The sequence below is a fragment of the Bradyrhizobium sp. AZCC 1578 genome (assembly GCF_036924675.1).
Lineage (GTDB): Bacteria > Pseudomonadota > Alphaproteobacteria > Rhizobiales > Xanthobacteraceae > Bradyrhizobium.
Map to the genome: position 1 here is coordinate 7,393,079 of NZ_JAZHRZ010000001.1, position 20,491 is coordinate 7,413,569.

The window sequence follows — 20,491 nt, forward strand, 5'->3', positions numbered from 1 at the left end:
CGTTCGGAACCCATTTGGGAGCGATCGGCGGGACCCAGAACTTAACTCGCGCCGTCCAGCAATAAGGCTAGGCCAAACCCGTTGCGCCCGTCAAGGAGTAGTACGAGTTCCTGAATCAAATACTAAATATGGTGGAAAGTGACGGATAACAGGGGGTGTTCCCGCGCCTGTGATGGTGCCAAGTATCGGTGAGTCCTCAGGGATTCCCAACCCAAAAATTTGTTCCTCGCATGTGGAAACAGGCTTCGTCCCGCTGTTCACAGGGCAGGTATTTTTTCGGCTTTCGGGATTGCGTTCGAAAGACTCACGTAACGCTACGGAACGGGGAGGGCTGGCATGCCGACGAGCCCGTGGTCGCGCCCGCCGATAAGCGGCAAGGTGAGGCCGATTCCACCGTTTTCCGTCCCTGCCGGGCTCCATGACAGAATCAAAACCGACCAGCGCGCCGATGCGGATCGCGCCCGCAGGCCTGATGTTCCTTGCCATCACCTCGGTGGGCTGGGGGTTCAACTGGCCCGTCACGAAGTATCTCCTGAGCGAGCTGCCGCCGTTGACGCTGCGGGGCTCGACCGGCGTGATCGGCGCGGCGCTCTTGGCCGTGCTGGCGCTGGCGCGCTCGCAGAGTCTCAAGGTCGAGCGGCATTTGTGGCCGCGGCTGATGCTCTCCGCGCTGCTCAACGTCACGGGATGGATGGTGCTGATGGGGCTGGCGCTGCTCTGGCTGCCGGCCAGCGAAGCCGCGCTGATCGCCTACACCATGCCGGTCTGGGCCTCGCTCTTGGCCTGGCCGGTGCTCGGCGAGCGGCCGACTATTCTGCGCACGGTGGCGCTGGTGATGGCGTTCGCAGGGCTCGCCGCCATCATGGGCGGCAACGGCTTTAGTGCGACCGCTGCAAAGCTGCCGGGCATGGTGATGGCGCTCGGCGGCGCATTCGGCTTTGCGCTCGGCACGGTGCTGGCGAAAAAGTTGCCGGTGCCGCTGCCGCCGATCCCGGCCGCGGCCTGGCAGATCGGGCTCGGATGTTTTCCGATCGTCATCATCGGTCTCGCCGTCGAGACCACGCATATCGATGAGGTGACACAGCTCGGCTGGTGGCTCCTGATCTATTCGACCGTGATCCAGTTCTGCATCGCCTATGTGAGCTGGTTCGCGGCGCTCGCCCGCCTGCCGGCATCAGTCGCCGCGATCGGCACCATGGCGGTGCCCGTGATCGGCGTCGTCGCCTCGGCCATCGCGCTCGGTGAGCCGCTCGGCCTGATCCAGATCGCAGCACTGGTGTTCACGCTGGCGGGCGTGGTGCTGGCGACAAGGTCTTAGCTTGCCAAGTCGCAGTTTTGTGCAAAGATACAACCGTTCCGCGAGGCTGAGTATTTGTTTTTCTTCGGTACGATAGTTTGCATTTTGGAATGGAGTATGCCGTGAGCGAGTTACTTCATCCAAGCGCCCCGCATCACCTGCCGGGCTTCATCACCGCTCCTGACAGCACCGATATCCTGATGGTGGTGGTCGGCATCGTTCTGCTCGGTGCCGTTCTGCTGGTCGGTAATCTTTATCTGCGTTTGCACTCTTTGCCGGAGCGGATGGCGCATAAATCGCAGAAGCTGCAATTCGAGATCGTGGCTGTGTTGGGTTTGTTGGCGCTCTTTACCCACATCCACCTGTTTTGGGTAATCGGGCTGTTGCTTGCCATGATCGATTTGCCCGATTTCAGCACGCCGCTGCGCAGCATCGCGGGATCGGTCGAGAAGATGGCCGGCGTTCCGCCGGGAAACGAAGTGGCCGAAATAGCCGATGAAGGCCCGGCCCACGCCGCTCGCCCCGAGGGAGCGGATGCGACAAAGGCCGGCGTCAGGGGAGTGCGCAGCCATGCTTGAATTGCTGCTCTGCTCCCTGGTCACGATCTTTCCGGATTACCTTTATCGCCGCTACTGGCAAGGGAAACGGCTCGGCCGGGAGATCACGTTCTATTCAGTGTGGTTTGAGCTGAGGTGGGGCATCGTCACCTGCCTCATGCTGACCGTCGGCCTGATCACGGTCATCTTCTATTTTCATCCGTCGACCAACACGGCGACGCTGTTCTACAGGACCATTCCGATCGTTCCTGAGAGAGTTGGCCGGGTCGCAGAAGTTCGCGCTGATTTCAGCGCTCCCGTCCAGAAGGGTGATGTGATCTTCAAGCTGGACACTTCAAAGCAGGAAGCAGCAATCGAAGCGGCCCGGCGCAAGATCGCCGAAGTCGAGGCCGCTTTGCTGGTGGCGCAGGCCGACATCCTCAAGGCCGAAGGACAGATTCAGGAGGCCAAGGGCGCCTATCAGCAAGCTTCGGATGAGCTGGACACCAAACGCGAACTTCAGAGGCGCAATCCCGGCATCGTCCCGCAGCGCGACATCGAAAAGCTCGAGGTGCTGCTTGCGGGTCGGCAAGGGGGCCTTGATTCCGCGACAGCTTCGAAACAATCAGCAATGACTCGCGTGAGCGCGCTTCTGCCCGCGGAGAAGGCAAGCGCGGAGGCGGCGTTGGCCGATGCGCAGGTGGATCTGGACAAATCATATATTCGGGCTGGCGTCGCCGGGCGGGTAGAGCAGTTCACGCTGCGCGTGGGAGATGTCGTCAATCCTATGATGCGCTCGGCTGGCGTTCTCATTCCGGAGGGGGCAGGACAACGCGCGCTTTTTGCGGGCTTTGGACAGATCGAGGCGCAGGTCATGAAGGTTGGAATGGTCGCTGAGGCCACATGCATCTCGAAGCCCTGGACTATCATTCCGATGGTGGTGACCGGTGTGCAAGATTACATCGCAGCAGGTCAGGTCCGCGCCGGCGAGCAGTTGGTCGACGCGCAGCAGGTGATGCGTCCAGGCACCATTCTCACCTACCTGGAGCCGATCTATAAAGGCGGCCTTAACGGCGTGACACCCGGAAGCAGTTGCATCGTCAACGCCTATACCAGTAACCACGAGCGGATTGCCTCAAACGACACTGGCGTATTCAAGCGGCTTGCGTTGCATGCCGTTGACACCGTCGGCATCGTGCACGCGATGCTGTTGCGCATCCAGGCCCTGCTGCTTCCGATCAAGACACTTGTGCTGAGCGGACACTGAGTTGCTCGTTTTGAAACGCTTTTCGTGATCCCGCTGGCCTTCACCGGCCAAACCTAGCGATTGTGGCCGCGTTGGAGATGCAATTGTAGGAAGGGAGATCGCACGTGCGCCAGACGCTTGGACATTCTCTTGGCTGCGATTGCCTGGGTCGCCGTGGTTTTCTCAAGCTGGCTGCCGGAGCTGCTGCAGTCGGCATTAGCGGTGGCAGCGTCTTTCTTGCAGATCGGGCACGTGCAGACGCGCTTACCAAGGAGCTGCGCGACAAGCTGACACCAGAGCAAATCATCCAGGCAATGAAGAACGGCAATAAGCGTTTTCGCATGGGGATAAGAAAGGAGCGCAATTACCTTCGCGAACAGAAAGCGAGTGCAAAAGGTCAATACCCGGCGGCCGTCTTGCTGACGTGTATAGATTCGCGCGCGCCTGCCGAGGTGATCATGGATCTTGGACTTGGCGACATTTTCAATTGCCGGGTTGCGGGTAACGTTAGAAACGCGGACATCTTGGGCAGCATGGAATTCGCCTGCAAATTGGCGGGGGCAAAGGTCGTACTCGTAATGGGCCACACCGCATGCGGCGCCATCAAGGGCGCCATTGACAATGCCGAATTGGGAAATTTGACGGGCTTGCTGACCAAGATCAAACCAGCAGTGGAGGAGACGACCTATACCGGCGAGCGCCTGGCAAAGAACTACGCCTTCGTCGATGCTGTCGCTCGAACGAACGTAGAAAAGAACGTTGCGGGTATCCGGAAGGACAGCCCCGTGCTTGCCGAGCTGGAAGCGAAGGGTGAAATCAAGATCGCCGGCGCAATGTACAGCCTCGAAACAGGTGCGGTGGAGTTCTTTGACTGAAGCGCGTGCAGGTCGCTTGTCGGGTAAAGCTGATGGATGAAGCACCTTTTACGACGGCTCGAAGCTTGGTCGCCTTCTCGGCCAACCGCCTCCCGACGGCGTAGCCGGACGGGTAAATTTGAGAGCCGCTATCTGATTGTAATATCTGCCGGTTTGCAGTAGGCCTCCTGCTGAGATAGTTCTGGCATAATGGGTGCCAGACCTAGAGGGGCCTGGTTTTATCTGTGAAAGAGAGAGTATGGCGCGCAACATTTTGATCCTCGGGGCCTCGTATGGCTCCTTGCTGGCGACGAAGCTTTTGATGGCCGGTCACAACGTGACGCTGGTGTGCCGGAAGAAGACGGCCGAGCTCATCAACCGCGACGGCACCGAAGTACGCATCAAGCTGCGCGACGAGGCGGTGCACCGCGCGATCTTTTCGCGCGACCTGCCGGGCAAGCTGGACGCGACGACGCCCGCCGAGGTCGATCTTTCCCGCTATGACCTGGTCGGTCTTGCGATGCAGGAGCCGCAATACACCAACCACACGATCCGCGTTCTGATGATCAAGATCGCCGAGGCGAAGCTGCCTTGTCTGTCGATCATGAACATGCCGCCGTTACCTTATCTCAAGCGGATTCCGGCGCTGGCGGACATGGACCTCGAGGAGGCCTATACCAACGCGCAGGTGTGGGAACGCTTCCAGCCTGGCCTGGTGACGCTGTGCTCGCCCGATCCGCAGGCTTTCCGTCCGCCGGAAGAGGCGGCAAATGTCCTGCATGTCGGCCTTCCGACCAACTTCAAGGCCGCCGCCTTTGCCGACGAGAAGCACAACAAGCTGCTTCGCGAGCTGGAAGCTGATATCGATGCGGTGACGCTGGATGGCCACGACGTCCCGGTGAAGCTGAAAGTGTTCGACTCGCTGTTCGTGCCGCTCGCCAAATGGTCGATGCTGCTGACCGGCAATTACCGCTGCATCACGCCGAACGATCCGCAGTCGATCCGCGACGCCGTGCACGGCGACCTGAAACTGTCGCAGTCGATCTACGATCACGTCGACGGTATCGCACGGCGCCTCGGCGCCGATCCGCAGGACCAGGTGCCGTTCGGGAAGTATGCCAAGGCGGCCGAAAGCCTGCTCAAGCCGTCATCGGCGGCCCGTGCGGTTGCCGCCGGCGCGCCGTTCATCGAGCGCGTCGACCTGCTCGTGAAGCTGATCTCGCATCAGCTCGGCGCGCCCAGCGCCGAGATCGACCGCACGGTCGAGACCGTTGACCAGAAGCTGAATGAGAAGATCGTGGCGGGCGGCTCGGGTTCGCAGTAGGCGGAAATGGCGCATCCGCTTCGGCGCTGCTGCAGAACTCGACATAGATCAGCGCCAACGGGTCCCTTTTGGTGCGGATCATGCCTCTACGGCAACTTGTTTCACCAATTCGGGAATAAGCTGCTTGAGCTTGCCGTGACTGATCGAAGCGGCGATCTCGGCGAGGCGCTGTTCGACGTGCGGCCATTGATTGGTCTCGCGCGGGTCGGTGTCGCCCTTGGCGAGATTGCAGGGGTAGCAGGACAGCACGCGGTTGCTCCTGCCATTCTGGCCTCCCTTGGAGAGCGGGATGAAATGATCGATGCTGGCCTTGACCTTGCCACCCGTCTTTTGCCGGGGCAGTCCAACGTCGCAATAAGCGCATCGTCCGCCCCAATCGAAATAGCAGCGCTTGTAGATCACGTCGGCCATTAGCCTTGGCTCTTCCCCCGAATCTCTTCGTCCAAGTCTCACCCTTTCATACATCAGTTGGCATTGAAAACGACGCCGCAGGAGGGAGGCTTGCGCCTTGTTTATCCCGACAGCGCGCGGCGGACCATGTTCGCCAACTGCGACTTCCGGTACGGCTTGGTCAGCAGCAGCACGCCGGGATCGAGGCGGCCCTGGTGCACGATCGCGTTGTCGGTATAGCCGGACGTATATAGCACCTTTATGCCGGGCCGGAGCTTCAGCACCTTGTCCGCGAGTTCGCGTCCGGTCAGGCCGCCGGGCATGATGACATCGGTGAACAGCAAATCGAACGCCTGACCGCCTTCGATCAGGTTCATCGCCGCCGGTCCGTTGGCAGCGGCCACCGTCCGGTAGCCGAGGCTCTGCAATTGCGCGGTGACGAAGTTGCGCACGAGCGCATCGTCTTCCACCACCATGATGGTCTCGTTGCCATGCGGCAGCGGCGCTGCCGCCGGCGGCGCGGCCTCGGCCTGGCCGCGGGCAGGAGGCAGATAAAGCTTGATCGTGGTGCCGTGGCCGACCTCGCTGTAGATCCGGATGTGCCCGCCGGACTGCTTGACGAAGCCGTAGACCATGCTCAAGCCGAGGCCTGAGCCCTTGCCGACCTCCTTGGTGGTGAAGAACGGCTCGAACACCTTGTCCAGCACGTGCTGCGGCATGCCGGCGCCGGTGTCGCTGACCGCGAGCATCACATAGGGACCGGGCTTTGCGTCGGGGTTGGCCTGCGCGTAGGCCTCGTCGAGCACGACGTTGCGCGTCTCCAAAAGCAGCTTGCCGCCGTTCGGCATCGCATCGCGCGCGTTGATCGCCATGTTGAGCAGGGAGTTGGCGAGCTGCGATGCGTCGATATGGGCAATCGCCACTTCCTGTTCGAGAATGGAGTTGACCTCGACTTGCTCGCCGAGCGTCGGGCGAAGCAGTTTTGCGATATCGAGCACGGTCGCGTTGATGTCGACATTGCGCGGCTGCAGCGGCTGGCGGCGGGCGAAGGCGAGCAGATGCTGGATCAACTCACTGCAGCGCTCCGCCGCCTGGTCGATCAGTTCGGCGGTCTTCTGCAACGCCGGCTCATGCGCAAGGTTGGTTACCAGCGTTTCGGTGGTGCCGGTGATCACGGTCAGCATGTTGTTGAAGTCGTGCGCGACGCCGCCGGTGAGCTTGCCGATGGCGTCGAGCTTTTGCGCTTGCTGCAGCTTGTGCTCGGTTTCGCGCGACCCCGTGATGTCGTGGTAGACCAGCGCCGCGCCGCTGATGGCGCCCGAGGCATCGCGCAGCGGCCGGCCGCTGATCACGAGGTGAACCGGCGGATCGCCGCTAACCGGGCGCAACACGATTTCGCTGGCGTCGAACGCTTCGCCGCGCAGCGCGCGCGAGGCGGGCATGTCACGGAGAGGTAGCGGCGTGACGCCGTCGGCATGGAAAACCGCGCTGAGCGACCGTATGTGCTCGACCGTCATGCCCGGCCGGTAGCGCAGCATCTTCTCGGCGGCCGGGTTCGAGAGCAAAACCTCGCCCCTGGTGTCGATGACGAGCACGGCCTCTGCCATGCTGTGGAAGGTGCTGCGCAAGACGGCGGCCGAAAGCCTGAGTTCCTCATGCGCGGCGACCAGATGTTCGGTGCGCTCAGCGACCGCGGCCTCCAGCGCCTCGTTGGTGGCCTTGGTGGCGCTCAGCGAATCCTGCAGTTCCCGGCGCGAGCGGCGGGTTGAGACCGTCAGCAGAGTGGCGAGGAACAGAATCAGCAGGACGCCGGCGAGATCGATCGCCAGCAGGAGCGTCCCGTTGGTTTCGGATTCGGCGCGTCTGGCAAAAAGCAGCCTGCGCTCTTCCGCGACCGCTTTCTCGAGGTTTCCGGTGATTGCGGCTGTCGCCGCACGGTCCTCCTGGTTGACGAGCGCCGCGACAGCGGCGCCATCTCCCGCGGTCCGGAGCCTGATCAACTCGCCATTGACGGCAATCTGCCGCTCGACCAGTGCCTTGGTTTCCTCGATCAGCCGCTTTTCGGTGGGATTGTCCTTGACCGCCTCGACCAGAGCCGCCAGCGCCGGCACGGTCGCGTCGCTGGCCTCGCGGTATTCCCTGGCGAATTCCTGATCGCCCGATAGCGCAAAGGCGCGCGCCGCGCTTTCCGTCCGGCGCAGCAGCGGGCGCATATCCGAGATTTTGCTGAGAATTCCAAGCGCACGGTCGACCGAGGCTGCGTCGGACCGCGACTTGAGGTCGAGACCGATCGAGGCAGCGCCGATAATGAGGAGGATAGCGAGGCCAATTCCAAGAATGATACGCTGCGAGGGCATTGCCAGTTGTTTACTTCACAATTTCGACTGCTGCGCGGAAGCTTTCGGTTTGGTGATGCATTGATTGACCGAGGTCAACAACGCGTCCGGCGTGAACGGTTTGCGCAGGCAGCATGCCGCGCCGAGCTGGATGGTCATCCGCAGGAAATCCGGTGCGCGTTCGGTGTTGGCGAAGGAGTAGCCCGACATCGCGATAACAGGTACGTCCGGCTTGCGCTCGTGGAACATCCGGATCGATTCGAAGCCGCGCATATGCGGCATGAACACATCGATCAGCATGACGTCGAAATCGGAAGTTTCGAGCGCGCGCATTCCCGCTTCACCACCGTCGGCAACGGTGACCTCGAAACCCTTGCGCGTCAGACAAACCTCGATGGCAACGCACACCATCGGGTCGTCATCGACCACGAGAACGCGCGGCACGATGATTCCTTCTTCCTCGGGGCGGCGGCAGGTCGCACGTCCCATGTGACGATTAAGTCGAAACGCCGACAAGTCGTCTACATGGCAGAGTGCCCATAAAAGTTGCCGAGGGCAATTCCGTTTCGCCGTATCAGAACGATAACAAGTTCAACCGCCGGTTCCGGACCCAATCCCGTCATGTCGCCGATCAACCATGGCGCGCATCGTCGGCGCCGCGGCATTGGCGCTGTGCGCGCTCGTGCGGCGGCAGAAACTTGAGCGTGCTCTGGCAGGCGCGGTGTGCGTTGGGCTTGGCTCCGTATTGACCAAGCATTGCCTGCGCGAGGTCGCGGCACTGACGTTTACGCTTGGCGGCGTCGCGGTGGCGTTGCGCGCCTGGCAAACGCTCTAACTCTGGAACGAAAAAGGGCGGCACACTGTGGAATGTGCCGCCCTTGAACTCACGCTATCGTGCTACTGCGCCGGGCAGGGGTGACGCTGCCCGTCATAGCCGAGATACGTTCCCGATGCCGGATCGTAGGATTTGTACCGCCGCATGCAATACGCCACGGCATCATCGTCGGCCACGGGCGCTGCGGCGACTACGGTGTCGTCGTAATAATAGGGGTCATCGTAATAGGTGCTACCGTAATAGCCATAGGCCGACCCGATACCGGCACCGATCGCGAAGCCCGGCCAGAAGCCGTGACGATGGCGATGAAAATGACCGCCGTGCCAGCGGCCAGCATAATAATTCCCCCGACCGCCGCCGCCCACGACGGCTGGGCCGCCGATGCCTGGACTGGGGCGGAATCCAGCAGAAGGTGCGCCTGGGGCGACAGCTCTACCGCCCCCAATCGCGGGGCCGCCGGCTTGAACGCCACCGCCACCGACCGCCACGCCGCCACCTCTGATGCCGCCGCCACCGATGGCTGCACCGCCACCGCCGCCGCCCCTGGCGCCACCGATAGACGGAACGGCACCGCCTCTATCCTGCGCCTGAACGGCGCTGAGGCTTGGCGCGACCACCGGCAACACAAGCGCCATCGCTGCCGCGGCACTCAAAACCTTTAGACTGATCATTCTAGGCTCCATTTGCGGGATATAGGCCCTAACCCGCTCAAGGGGCGGACGTTCCAGAGCCCGCGCGTTGATTGCATGCGGATTCAGCCTGCCGGATCGGAACCGTATCCGGGATGAACGGATTGCGCCGATTCCGCGACCATGGACGGGCGGCAAGCCGCTGTCCGGCAGGGCCGCAGTGTCAGCCTCTGCTGGACAATCCGTCCGGCCGGTGGCATCAGAGCGGCACGATATCTCGAACCGGCCGAGCCCTCATGAAGCTGTTTCTGCTGAAATTTTTCACTTGGTGGAACGGCCAGACGTTCGGCACGCAATTGTGGACGTGGCGGTTCGGCGAATTGGTCGGCCAGGACGAGCAGGGCAACCGCTACTACCGGACCAAGGGCGGCAAGATCGATCCGACGCTGGGTTTCGAGCGGCGCTGGGTGATCTACAACGGGCTTGCCGAGGCGAGCCGGGTGCCGCCGTCATGGCATGGCTGGCTGCATCACGTTGTCGATACCGCGCCGACCGAAGAGAGCTACACGCCGCGCGAGTGGGAGAAGCCACACGTTCCGAACCTGACCGGCACGCCCGCGGCCTACCGCCCCTCCGGCTCGACGCTGGCCAGCGGTCGCCGCCCCAAGGCGACCGGCGATTACCAGCCCTGGACGCCGGGAAGCTGAGACGATCGTCATTCCCGCGCGTCGCGGTCATACCGCGGTTACATGCGCCTTAGACCACAATCATCGACCCTGTGAATAACGGGATCAGCGGGGACATCCGCCGCAGCCGTCTTGCGCCATCCGCGTTATCGAGGCTCAATGTAGCCATCTTACGGAGATGGGAAACCATCGCGTCGGTGCCGGGCTCCAGTTCGCGACTGCCCCGGCGAGCAGCGGCCACCGAGTAGGACACGGCCGGGAGATAGGCCCCCGGTGCAGAGGTTCTGAAATCGCCCGCTAATGTGTGGCTGCCGTAGGACAGGAAAGGCCGTCGGGGAAACCAGGCGGCCTTTTTCTTGTTGCTGCCATTTGCTCCATGTTCCGGACGCGGTGCAGCGTTCTCCCGGCGATGCGAAGCATCGTCCGGTACGCTGCTTCGCAGAGCCGGGACCTGTTCAGATGGGTCCCGGCTCTGCGTCGCGTCACCATAGCGCGTCGAAGACGCGCGTAAACGCGCTGATGGTGCCGCGCCCCGTCCGGGACACGATTGCAGAGGCGCAGCGCTACCCCAGCCGTGCGGCGGCGCGGTCGATCATCTCGCCGCGGCGGATTTGCGCTGGCGCGATCCTGTCCTTCATGAAGGCAAGCACTTCCGGCGGCGCGGTGTCGGGTGAGCCGGAATTGAACGGCGGCGCCGGGTTGTATTCGAGCCGGAGCTGGATCGTCTCCGCGGTCTTCTGATCGTGCAGTAGCGAGACCAGCGTCAGCGCGAAATCGATCCCCGCGGTGACGCCGCCGCCGGTGACGCGGTTGCCGTCGACGCAGACGCGCGTCTTGGTCGGGATCGCGCCGAACGCGCTCAGAAAATCCATCGCCGTCCAGTGCGTCGCTGCGCGAAAACCCTTGAGCAGGCCGGCGGCGCCCAGCACCAGCGATCCCGTGCAAACCGAGGTGATGTATTTTGCACCTGGCGCCTGCTTGCGCAGGAAGGCCAGCATCTCCTCGTCGTTGATCATGTCGTCGGTGCCGAACCCACCGGGCACGCAGATCACATCGAGTTGCGGACAGTCGGCAAAGGTCGTGGTCGGTGTCAGCACCAGCACGGAATCACTCGTCACCGGCTCAATCCGTTTCCAGATCAAATGCACGTTGGCGCCGGGCAGGCTGGAGAACACCTGCAAGGGACCGGTGAAGTCGAGCTGGGTGACGCGCGGAAACAGCACGAGACCGATCTGAAGTGGCGTAGACGGTTGAGATGGCGCGGACATCGTGACCTCCGGAAAATTTGGCTTGACGAAGGGCATCCTGCCATGGTCGCTTCTTGTCCGAAATGGCATAATTCCCTCATTTCAGGACATCTCATTCCAGGACATCGGCCCAAAACAGGCAAGCATAAGACAGGCGAGCATCATGATCGGCGTTCTCGTGTTTCCGGATTTTCAGTTGCTCGACGCGGCCGGGCCGATATCGGCGTTCGAGATCGCGGCGCGCTTTGCCGAGGGGGCGTCCGCGATTCGGGTTCTGGCGGTGACGCCGGGGCCGGTACGCTCGTCGTCGGGCGTCGAAATCGTTGCGAAAGGTTTGAAGTCGGCATCTGCGATCACGACGCTGATCGTCGCCGGCGGCGAGGGCGTGCGGCAGGCCGCCGCCTGCGAGAAGACGATCGGCTTCGTGCGCACGATTGCCAAACGCGGCATCCGCATCGCCAGCGTCTGCTCCGGCGCCTATGTCCTAGCAGAAGCCGGCCTGCTCGACGGCCGCCGCGCCACCACGCATTGGCAGCGCACGCGGCATTTTCTGAAAACCTATCCGCAGGTGAAGCTGGAGCCCGATCGCATCTTCGTGCGCGACGGCGACGTCTGGACGTCGGCGGGAATATCGGCCGGCATCGATCTGTCGCTGGCGATGATCGCGGAGGACTATGGCGACGAGATCGCGCAGAAGACCGCGAAGCAGCTCGTGCTCTATCACCGCCGCAGCGGCGGCCAGTCGCAATTTTCCTCGCTTCTGGAATTGAAGGCGCCGAACGGCCGCTTCGGGCCGCTGCTGGCCTGGGCGCGCGAAAACCTCGATGCGCCGCTCACCGTCGAGGATCTCGCCGAGCAGGCCGGCATGAGTTCGCGCCATTTCACCCGCGCCTTCATGGCCGAGACCGGCACCACGCCGTCAAAGGCGGTGGAGCGGCTGCGCATCGAGGTGGCACGGCAACGCGTGCAGTCCTCCAGCGAGGCGATCGAGCGCGTGGCGCAGACCACCGGCTTCCGCGACCCCGAGCGGATGCGCCGCGCCTTCATCCGCGCCTTCGGCCAGCCCCCGCAATCGCTGCGCCGCGCGGCGCGAGCAGGGTGAATGGAAGCCGCTACCTCCGGAAATCCACCCGGCCTTGCGCAAAGTAGCCGTCTATTCGCTGATCGCTCACCACCAGGCCGACCCAGGGCACCGTGATCTCCGGGTTGTTCAGGTTGATATACTTGCCCACCAGCCGCCGCGGACCTTCGCGCCGTGCCTCGATCAGGCCCCGGCGCGCGCCGGAATTCCAGTCGAACAACAGGTACACGCGGTCTGCCACGGTTCTTGCTTCGCCCCGGCCCTGTTTCCATTTTTCGGGGGCATCGCCCGGTATCGTGGGGTCTGCGGCACCCTTCCAGCGGCTCGACCACTCACCGTCGATCGTGCCGCGCTGGTAGCTCGCATCTCCAGGGCTCCATGGCTTTGCATTCTCGTCGGTGGCGGATTCTTCCGGCATCGTGATGCGGGCGAACTGCATCACGTCGTCATCACCGGGATTTGGAACGTCCATGACGCCGAACGGATTTCGGGTCGTCAGATCGCTTTCGGCTTTCATTGGCCTTCTCCAACTGCAATCGCCTTGCCTTGGTTCAGCGGCACGGCCTGGTTCGAGCGTTCGGGATCGCAGGATGAAGGCGTCGCCGCCACCCGATTCCCGAAGGAACCGTGGTGACGATGCTGCCAGAGCCGATTTCGAACAGTGCCCGGCTGCAAGGCCCAGGGTAACCCTCACGCGGAGGGAGCGGCGCTGATTTCCAGATCGGCCACGACGCCGAAATGGTCGCTGGGCCAGATGCCGTCGACCGCCAGGTCGAATGCGAGCGAGGCGGCCTGAACCTCGCAGCTCGCCTTCGGGTGGGCGTCCCAGGAGCCCACGAAGACGTAATCGACCCTGCGCCGATGACGCGACTGACGGACGATCCTGCCGATCTCGGACTGTGCATTTGGATTGTCGACGCTCCAGGTATACCCCTGACCTTCGCCCGCGACTTCCCAGGCGTCGTGATACTTGACGCTTCGTCCGCCGAGCGACTGCAGTCCGGTGAGGTAGCGAATGCTGGCCGCGTCAGGCGTTGCGTTGAAGTCGCCGGCGATGATGGTGGGAAGCGGCTGCCGGTGACGCGCGTCGAGATCCGTCAGCGCAACGACCTGCCGTTCCCGGGCCGATTCCGCGGCGAGCCGCCATGAGGTCGTAGCGGCGATGAACAAAAGATCGCCTTCGCCGGGTAGCGGCACCGTTACTGCCAGCGAACACCAGGGGACATCGTTCGCATCCGACATGCGCAGATCGAGGACTTCCTCGACGCGATGCGGCCATCGCGTCGCGATGGCGCTTCCGCCAAAACGATCGGCATCGGGCGGGACGGTGCGCAGCACGTCAGCCTGATGTGTTCCATGCAGACCGGTGTCGTGGATCAACTCGTCGAGTTGCGAATGGTCGGGCGATTTGACCACTTCCTGGAATGACACGAGATCGGGAGCCAGCCGGCGCAGTTCCAGATTGATCAGACCGATGCGTTTCGGATCGCCTTGCCGATTCCAGACGTTGAGCGTGACGACGCGTAGCCGCATCCTCGTAAGCCGGCTTCATGAACCAACCCGGACAACGTCCGCTGGAGCGGTTGGTTCGGCGCTTGTCGGCGGCCGTCTGCGCTGGCTCAGGCAACGTCGGCTTGGGCGCTCTGCGTTTCCTCGGTGAGCAAGGCATCCAGATCGACAAGCTGCGGATCGTCGTCCTGCGGTTCGCCGTTTCCTGCGCTGCCGTGAAGATGCATCAACGTCTGCACGCGGCGGGCATTGAGATGGTCTACATGCTGATGCTGCAGCGCTACCGGCAGCAGCGCCTTGGGCAGCCCGACCAACGCAAAGGCGGGAACTTTGCGCACCTTGCCGTCCTCGCGCCAACGCAGGGGATGGAGGGTGTACATCAATTGCCGCTCGGTCTCTGCCGATGGCGGCTCCTCCGACAGGGATGGCGCGGGGTTGGCGAGGTTGGCGTTGCCCGCGCGCGTGCGCACCGCGGCGGAACGCAGCTCCCAGCAGATCAAGTCCGCCGCCGCGCGGACTTCACTACGCACCGCATCCACGCTGGCCGAGAACCGGCTGGCTTCGGGTATCGACAGCGAGCTTTTTGTAACGGCTTCGACGAGCGTTGTGGCGCCGGCTTCGAATCCGGGCGCAGCCCGCTCGATCGCCGCAGCCATCGCCTCGATCTCGTCAGCCAGCGCGTCGCGGTCGCGCTGGGTCTTGGCATCAGCGAGCGCGCGCTCGGCCGAGGCCACCTGATCGTCAAATTCCACCAATTCGGCGCGCAACGTCTTGGCGCGGTCTTCAACGGCGCGCATGCTGGCTTCGGCTCGATCGAGCCGGGAATTGTCGGCACCGGCTACCGCCAGCCGTTCGGCAGCGGCACGCTTTTCTGCAAGTTCCGATTCGGCGACGCTCAACCGCTCGGCCAATTTCTGCCGCGCCGTCAGCTTGTCCTTCAGCGCAACCTCGAAGCGCTCGATCGGGCCGAGCTCGCGCCTGAAAAATGCCATTGCAATCACCTCGCGGATTGCTGCCGAATCACCGGCAGAGTTGTTGCGTGCGAGAGCTAGTCGGAAACTTGGATAACATTGCGGCCTGAGTCGGTACAGCCTCGCCAGCCAAATGGATGATCGCCGGCACGAGGCCGGCAATCCCCTTCGACCGCGCTAAAGCCGGGCGTCGGGGCGCCAGCCAAGGATAGCGAGCATCACCAGGAAACCGACGATGTAGGCCACCACCACAGGCCAGCCATGCCTGAGCCAGCGCCCGACGGACTTCGCCTCCGGATACATGTTCGACAAGGCGACACCGGCCGATGAGCCGAACCAGATCATCGAGCCGCCGAACCCGACGGCGTAAGCCAGGAAGCCCCAGTCATAGCCGCCTTGTTTCAGGGCGAGCGCGGTGAGGGGAATGTTGTCGAACACCGCGGAGACGAAGCCCAGTCCAAGCGCGGTCGGCCATGACGCCACCGGCAGCCGCTCGACCGGCATAAGGGAGGCCGCCGTGACGAGGGCGAGCAGGAAGATGGTTCCCTTGAAGGTTTCCGGCATCACCTTCCAATCCGGCGCGCGTAATCCTGCCGTGAGCAGGATGGCCGCCCAGACCGCGAGGCCCAGAACAGGAACGGTATCGAGCAGCGCGGGAAATTTCAGGTTTGCCGTGACGTTTGCCACCAGCGCTGCAGCGAGGATGACCGCGACAATGAACACCCGGGTCGGGTCGATCCTGAGCCCCCTCGGCGCGTCTTTCTGAATTGGCGAATAGCGGTGCTGCTGGATCGACGCCGGCACCGCAAAAATCAACATCGCCACGATGGCGGCGATGTAGGCTTCGACAACGGCGAGCGGACTGACGCCGGCGATCCACATCATGGTCGTGGTGGTGTCGCCGACGACGCTGCCCGAGCCGCCGGCATTCGAGGCTGCGACGATCGCCGCGAGATAGCCGATATGAACCTTGCCGCGGAACACGTGGCGCGCGACGGTGCCGCCGATCAGCGCGGCGGCGATGTTATCGAGGAAGCTCGAGAGCACGAACACAAGGCCGAGCAGCACGACGCCGCCCTTCCAATCGTCCGGCAGCAATGCCGGCATCTCGTCAGGAATCCGGCTGTCTTCGAAATGCCGGGACAGCAGCGCAAAGCCCATCAGCAGCAGAAACAGATTGCCGAGCGTAACCCATTCATGGGCCATGTGGTGGCCGAGGCCATTAAGACCCGCACCGTATTTGAAGCCGGTGAAGATCAGCTTATAGATCACGATGGCGGTCAGTCCCGTCAGCGCAACGGGCAGCGTGTGATGATGGAACAACGCGACGCCGAGCAGCGTCAGCGCGAACAGCAGAAAATCGACGGGTATGCCAAATAGGAGGATTGGTTCGATCACAGCGGCCCCAAATGTGCGCAGGAGAAATTCACGGTTTACCGATAGCGTTGCGCAATGTGCACTATTTCAAAGTTTTCAGCCAGCCGGCGATTTCGCTGACGGCGACGTTGGCCTGCTGCAGCAGCTTGCCCATGGTGAAGAAGCCGTGGAATTGGCCTGGGAAATGCCGGTAGGTCATCGGCACGCCGGCTTCCTTGAGCCGCGCGGCATATTCGGCGCCCTCGTCGCGCAGCGGATCGGCGCCTGCGGTCAGCACATAGGCCGGCGGCAAGCCGGCGAGTGTTTTCGCGCGCGCGGGCGAGGCTTTCCAATGCTCGATGTCGGCAGCGCCGTTCAGATAATGGTTGCAGAACCATTTGATCACGGAGTGCGTCAGCAGGATGCTGGTCTCTGGCTCGCTGTGCGAGGGATGCGTCATCGCAAAATCGGTGGCGGGATAGATCAGCACCTGGCCGGCGAGCTTCGGGCCGTCGCCGTCGCGTGCGGCGAGCGCCACGACGGCGGCGAGATTGCCGCCGGCGCTGTCGCCGCCGACCAGTAAGTGGCCAGCGTCGATGCCGAGCCGGCTGGCATTGGCGGCAACCCACTTCGTCGCCGTGATGGCGTCTTCGGCGGCGGCGGGAAATTTGTGCTCCGGCGCCAGCCGGTATTCGACCGAGATCACGATCAACTCGCCCTCGTGGGCAAGCTTCTGGCAGACCACTTCATGGGTATCGAGATCGCCGATCACCCAGCCGCCGCCGTGAAAGAATACCAGGCACGGCGCAAGGCCGTTGCTCTTGCGCAGCCTCTTCGGCGTGTAGATGCGCGCCGGAATCGTGCCGTGCGGCGCGGGGATCGCGAGCGGTTTGGTCGATTCGAGCGCGGGCGGTTCGGGATTACTGACGACGCGGGCGCTTCGATAATATTCGCGCGCTTCCGGCGCAGTCAGCGTCTCATAGGCGGGACGGCCCGCCTCCTGGAAAGCCTTGTAGACGGCGGCGGCATCGGGATCGAGCGTGACGGGCATGAGACCTCTCGTTTTGAGTTGTCATCCCGGGGCGCGCAGCGAACCCGGGATCTCCGGGCTCGGTCCTTCCGGACCGCCCCGGAATGACGGTGCTAGGCCGCGGTGCGGCCGCCATCGACGGTATAGGCGGAGCCGGAGACGTAGCTCGCCTCATCGGATGCCAGGAACGCCACGATGGAAGCGACTTCGGTAGCCTGACCGAGCCGCCGCGCCGGAATCCGGTCGACGATCTTTTCGGTCGGCGGCGGCTCATTGCCGGGATTGCGGCCCTGCAGGATCGTGCTCAGCATCCGGCTGTCGATCAGGCCGGGGCAGACGCAGTTCACCCGCACGCCGGTGCCGGTGCACTCCCATGCGGCGCTCTTGGTGAGACCGATCACCGCGTGCTTGCTGGCGCTGTAGACGGCGATCATCGGCGAGCCGATCAGGCCGGCGATGGAGGCGGTGTTGATGATGCTGCCCTTGTTCTGCTTCAGCATCACCGGCAGCACGTGCTTCATGCCGAGAAAGACGCCGACCACGTTGACGTCGAGCACGCGCCGAAAACTCTCCAGCGAATATTCCGGGATCGGCTTGATATCGCCCTCGACGCCGGCGTTGTTGTAGAAGACATCGATCGTGCCGAACCGGTCGACGCTGGCGCGGACATATTCCGTGACTTCTTCCTCCCGGGTAACGTCCGCCGCGACCGCGAGCGCTTCGGCCGAGGCCGGCAGGTCCTTGATGGCGGCCGCAAGATCCTGCTCCTTGCGGTCGATGGCGACGATGCGGGCGCCGCGCTCGGCCAACAGCCGGATGGTCGCGGTTCCAATGACACCGGCCGCGCCGGTCACGACGGCAACCCGGCCATCGAGGCGAATTCGATCGGGCATAGCTTGAGGTTTCCTCTGGCTCGTCCGGTTATCCCGGATTTTGGTGGTTTTCGCGCGTGGCCGCGCGATCAGGCCACTATTCCATCTGCAGGCGGGGCTGACTAGATCATGGAGCGATGTTCCGAAAACCGGCTTCCGCCTTCCAGGCCCATGATATTCACTGCGGCAGGATGAGGGCAAACCGCCCTTTCCCCGCCGTATTCACCGTGTTAACCGGGAGGGACCGCGAGCGGCGGACAAGTCTGTACTATGTCGCGAGCCCGATTCGCCTGTTAAAGCCGCGCGAGATGCTTCGAACCATTGCCATGACCGGTCTTGCGGCCCTGATTGCCGCCACAACGACCTCGCTTGCGCCGCCAGCGCAGGCGCAGATCGGCAATATCTTTTCCGATCCTCCGCTGCGGCCGCCGGGCGCCATTCCCCGCGGCAATCAACAGCAGCAACAATTCCCCGACGACGACGAGGAAGTGCCGGAACTGCCGCGCGGCCGGCTGCTGCCGACCCCGAACCGTCCGCCGCCGGGGCAGGGCGCTCCACCGCCGGGAAGCTTCCAGTCGCAGCCGCTGGCGCCGCCGCCCGGCACCACCGCTCCTCCGCAGGGGACGCAGCCGGGCGTCGCGGTTCAGCCGCCGCAGCCCGGAGGTCCAGGCGTCGCCAACGCGCCATCGGGTCAGCGGCAGCCCCCGGCCAAGGGCGTGCCCAATTCGCCGGCGACCCTGCAGCCGGGCGACGAGGTCGTGTCCGAACCGCCGGCCACCAAGATCACCAACAAGAAGGCGAGCTTCTCCGGCCTCGACAAGATCACCGGCCGCATCATCAATTTCGACGAGGACATCGGCGAGACCGTGCAGTTCGGCGCACTGCGCGTGAAGACCAGCGCCTGCTACACGCGCCCATCGACGGAAGCTGCCAACACCGATGCGTTCGTCGAGGTCGACGAGATCACGCTGCAAGGCGAGGTGAAGCGGATCTTCTCGGGCTGGATGTTCGCTGCCAGTCCCGGTCTGCACGGCGTCGAGCACCCGGTCTACGATATCTGGCTCACCGACTGCAAAGGCCCTGACCAGACCATCGTCAGCGCGCAGCCCGATCCGGCCAAGTCGGCCGCGCCGCCGCAGGCTGCGAAGCGTCCGCCGCCGCCGAAGCAGGCGGCGCCGCGCCCGCCAGGACCGCCGCCGCAGCCGCAATTCCAGCAGCAGCCGCAGCAGGCCCCACCGCCTCCGCCGCAGCAGCGGCCGGGCGGGTTGTTTGGTGGATTGTTCGGGAATTAACGGCGTCCATGCCCCGCGGGGCACTTCTACACCTAGCATCCGTATCCGCCGTGCAGCTTCCACTTGCCGTCGGCCGTGCGCCTTAGGGTGGGGTCGCCCATCCGGATGTGCGTTGCGAGGAAATCGATGAAAGTGCGCACGCGCGCCGGCAGCGGTCCGGCGTGGCCGACGTAGATCGCATGAATGTCTTCGCGGTCCCCGGGATTGTAGTTCTGCAGCATCGGAACGAGGCGCCCGGCCTCGATGTCGGGACCGATGTGGAATAGAGCCAAGCGTGCGCAGCCAACGCCGCCGAGAGCGAGCCGGCGGACCGCTTCGCCGTCGCTGGCGCGCGCGGCTGGCGGCGGCAGCACCTCCTCGATCCGCTCGCCGCGCCGGAACGGCCAGCCGCGAATGCTGCGCGGAAAAGTCCAGCCGATGCCGCGATGACTGGCGAGTTCGGCCGGCGTCTTCGGCTCGCCGAAACGGGCAAGATAGGACGGCGCGGCTACGACCGCCATGCGGCTGGTTCCGAGCTTGCGCGCGACGAGGCGCGAAGCCCCCAGCGGCCCGACGCGGATGGCTACGTCGGCGCGCTCCTGCATCAGGTCGATGATTGTATCGGTGAAGACAATGTCGACCGTGATCTCCGGATGCTCGACGAGGAAGCGCGGTAACAGCGGCATCACGTGCTGCATGCCAAAGGGGATGTTGCTGTTCACCATCAGATGCCCGCGCGGCGCTGCGCCGGAGCCGGCCTCGCGCTCGGCCTCCTCGATCTCGCCGAGGATGCGCAGCGAGCGCTGGTAGAAGGCTTGGCCTTCCTCAGTCAGTTGGAGTTTGCGCGTCGTCCGGTTGACGAGCCGCGTGCCGAGCCGGGCTTCCAGGCGGGATACCAGCTTGCTGACGCCGGATGGGGTCAGGCGAAAGCTCTTTGCCGCGGCGGTGAACCCGCCGAGGTCGATGACGCGGACGAAGACCTCCATCTCGGCGGAACGATTGGTGTCGAGTCGAGCCATGT

Annotated in this window: 21 protein-coding genes; 9 read left to right on the top strand and 12 right to left on the bottom strand. The window is 63.7% G+C overall.

From position 1 onward, the window contains the following. Nucleotides 1–418 precede the first annotated feature (418 nt). The 5 genes from V1290_RS35305 (at nt 419) to V1290_RS35325 (ending at nt 5,257) form a co-directional block, all read left to right on the top strand. A complete protein-coding gene (locus tag V1290_RS35305) occupies nt 419–1,318 on the top strand; it encodes a DMT family transporter (RefSeq protein ID WP_334368687.1) in 900 nt (299 codons plus the stop codon). Between the two features lie 101 nt (nt 1,319–1,419). Then, nucleotides 1,420–1,875 (top strand): hypothetical protein, encoded by a 456-nt coding sequence (locus V1290_RS35310; protein ID WP_334368689.1) that lies wholly within the window; start codon nt 1,420–1,422, stop codon nt 1,873–1,875. Further along, nucleotides 1,868–3,100 carry an HlyD family secretion protein gene (locus V1290_RS35315; RefSeq protein ID WP_334368691.1) on the top strand — a complete coding sequence of 411 codons (1,233 nt, stop codon included), beginning with the start codon at nt 1,868–1,870 and terminating at the stop codon, nt 3,098–3,100. The genes V1290_RS35310 and V1290_RS35315 overlap by 8 nt, the downstream gene beginning before the upstream one ends. A gap of 104 nt (nt 3,101–3,204) precedes the next feature. Beyond that, nucleotides 3,205–3,954 carry a carbonic anhydrase family protein gene (locus tag V1290_RS35320; protein WP_334368692.1) on the top strand — a complete coding sequence of 250 codons (750 nt, stop codon included), beginning with the start codon at nt 3,205–3,207 and terminating at the stop codon, nt 3,952–3,954. A 238-nt stretch (nt 3,955–4,192) separates the two neighbouring features. Beyond that, nucleotides 4,193–5,257: a ketopantoate reductase family protein gene (locus V1290_RS35325; protein WP_334368694.1), complete on the top strand. Its 1,065-nt coding sequence runs from the start codon at nt 4,193–4,195 to the stop codon at nt 5,255–5,257. 78 nt (nt 5,258–5,335) lie between these two features. Here the strand turns inward: V1290_RS35325 and V1290_RS35330 are convergent, their stop codons facing one another. The 3 genes from V1290_RS35330 to V1290_RS35340 form a co-directional block, all read right to left on the bottom strand. Then, the gene (locus tag V1290_RS35330; RefSeq protein WP_334368695.1) at nt 5,336–5,668 is read right to left on the bottom strand and encodes an HNH endonuclease; all 333 of its coding nucleotides are present in this window, start codon (nt 5,666–5,668) and stop codon (nt 5,336–5,338) included. A 101-nt stretch (nt 5,669–5,769) separates the two neighbouring features. Then, entirely contained in the window at nt 5,770–8,004 is a 2,235-nt protein-coding gene (locus V1290_RS35335) for a CHASE3 domain-containing protein (protein ID WP_334368696.1), read from the bottom strand. A gap of 15 nt (nt 8,005–8,019) precedes the next feature. After that, entirely contained in the window at nt 8,020–8,427 is a 408-nt protein-coding gene (locus V1290_RS35340) for a response regulator (protein ID WP_334368698.1), read from the bottom strand. A 193-nt stretch (nt 8,428–8,620) separates the two neighbouring features. Between V1290_RS35340 and V1290_RS35345 the strand changes: the two genes are divergently transcribed. After that, on the top strand, nt 8,621–8,818 hold the full coding sequence (locus V1290_RS35345) for a hypothetical protein (RefSeq protein WP_334368699.1): 198 nt from the start codon (nt 8,621–8,623) through the stop codon (nt 8,816–8,818). 62 nt (nt 8,819–8,880) lie between these two features. On the opposite strand, the gene V1290_RS35350 is transcribed toward V1290_RS35345, so the two are convergent. Beyond that, the gene (locus V1290_RS35350; RefSeq protein ID WP_334368700.1) at nt 8,881–9,489 is read right to left on the bottom strand and encodes a BA14K family protein; all 609 of its coding nucleotides are present in this window, start codon (nt 9,487–9,489) and stop codon (nt 8,881–8,883) included. 254 nt (nt 9,490–9,743) lie between these two features. Here V1290_RS35350 and V1290_RS35355 point away from each other — a divergent pair, with 254 nt between their 5' ends. Beyond that, a complete protein-coding gene (locus V1290_RS35355) occupies nt 9,744–10,154 on the top strand; it encodes an NADH:ubiquinone oxidoreductase subunit NDUFA12 (protein ID WP_028346327.1) in 411 nt (136 codons plus the stop codon). Between the two features lie 542 nt (nt 10,155–10,696). On the opposite strand, the gene V1290_RS35360 is transcribed toward V1290_RS35355, so the two are convergent. Continuing rightward, a complete protein-coding gene (locus V1290_RS35360) occupies nt 10,697–11,401 on the bottom strand; it encodes a DJ-1/PfpI family protein (protein ID WP_334368701.1) in 705 nt (234 codons plus the stop codon). A 142-nt stretch (nt 11,402–11,543) separates the two neighbouring features. On the opposite strand from V1290_RS35360, the gene V1290_RS35365 reads away from it, so the two are divergent. Then, a complete protein-coding gene (locus tag V1290_RS35365; protein WP_057845243.1) occupies nt 11,544–12,482 on the top strand; it encodes a GlxA family transcriptional regulator in 939 nt (312 codons plus the stop codon). 10 nt (nt 12,483–12,492) lie between these two features. On the opposite strand, the gene V1290_RS35370 is transcribed toward V1290_RS35365, so the two are convergent. The 6 genes from V1290_RS35370 to V1290_RS35395 form a co-directional block, all read right to left on the bottom strand. Next, a complete protein-coding gene (locus tag V1290_RS35370) occupies nt 12,493–12,978 on the bottom strand; it encodes a hypothetical protein (RefSeq protein ID WP_334368703.1) in 486 nt (161 codons plus the stop codon). A gap of 173 nt (nt 12,979–13,151) precedes the next feature. After that, nucleotides 13,152–13,994, bottom strand: coding sequence for an endonuclease/exonuclease/phosphatase family protein (locus V1290_RS35375; protein WP_334368704.1), 843 nt, complete (start codon nt 13,992–13,994; stop codon nt 13,152–13,154). Between the two features lie 86 nt (nt 13,995–14,080). Next, nucleotides 14,081–14,962: a hypothetical protein gene (locus V1290_RS35380; protein ID WP_334368705.1), complete on the bottom strand. Its 882-nt coding sequence runs from the start codon at nt 14,960–14,962 to the stop codon at nt 14,081–14,083. A gap of 156 nt (nt 14,963–15,118) precedes the next feature. After that, nucleotides 15,119–16,339, bottom strand: coding sequence for a citrate transporter (locus V1290_RS35385; protein ID WP_334368706.1), 1,221 nt, complete (start codon nt 16,337–16,339; stop codon nt 15,119–15,121). A gap of 61 nt (nt 16,340–16,400) precedes the next feature. Next, nucleotides 16,401–17,348: an alpha/beta hydrolase gene (locus tag V1290_RS35390; RefSeq protein ID WP_334368707.1), complete on the bottom strand. Its 948-nt coding sequence runs from the start codon at nt 17,346–17,348 to the stop codon at nt 16,401–16,403. A 92-nt stretch (nt 17,349–17,440) separates the two neighbouring features. Further along, the gene (locus tag V1290_RS35395; RefSeq protein ID WP_334368708.1) at nt 17,441–18,220 is read right to left on the bottom strand and encodes an SDR family NAD(P)-dependent oxidoreductase; all 780 of its coding nucleotides are present in this window, start codon (nt 18,218–18,220) and stop codon (nt 17,441–17,443) included. Nucleotides 18,221–18,507: 287 nt separating this feature from the next. Here V1290_RS35395 and V1290_RS35400 point away from each other — a divergent pair, with 287 nt between their 5' ends. Continuing rightward, complete coding sequence (locus V1290_RS35400) at nt 18,508–19,491, top strand: DUF2155 domain-containing protein (RefSeq protein ID WP_334368709.1); 984 nt, start codon at nt 18,508–18,510, stop codon at nt 19,489–19,491. Nucleotides 19,492–19,523: 32 nt separating this feature from the next. Here V1290_RS35400 and V1290_RS35405 read toward each other — a convergent pair whose 3' ends face one another. Beyond that, complete coding sequence (locus tag V1290_RS35405) at nt 19,524–20,489, bottom strand: LysR family transcriptional regulator (RefSeq protein ID WP_334368710.1); 966 nt, start codon at nt 20,487–20,489, stop codon at nt 19,524–19,526. Nucleotides 20,490–20,491 lie beyond the last annotated feature (2 nt).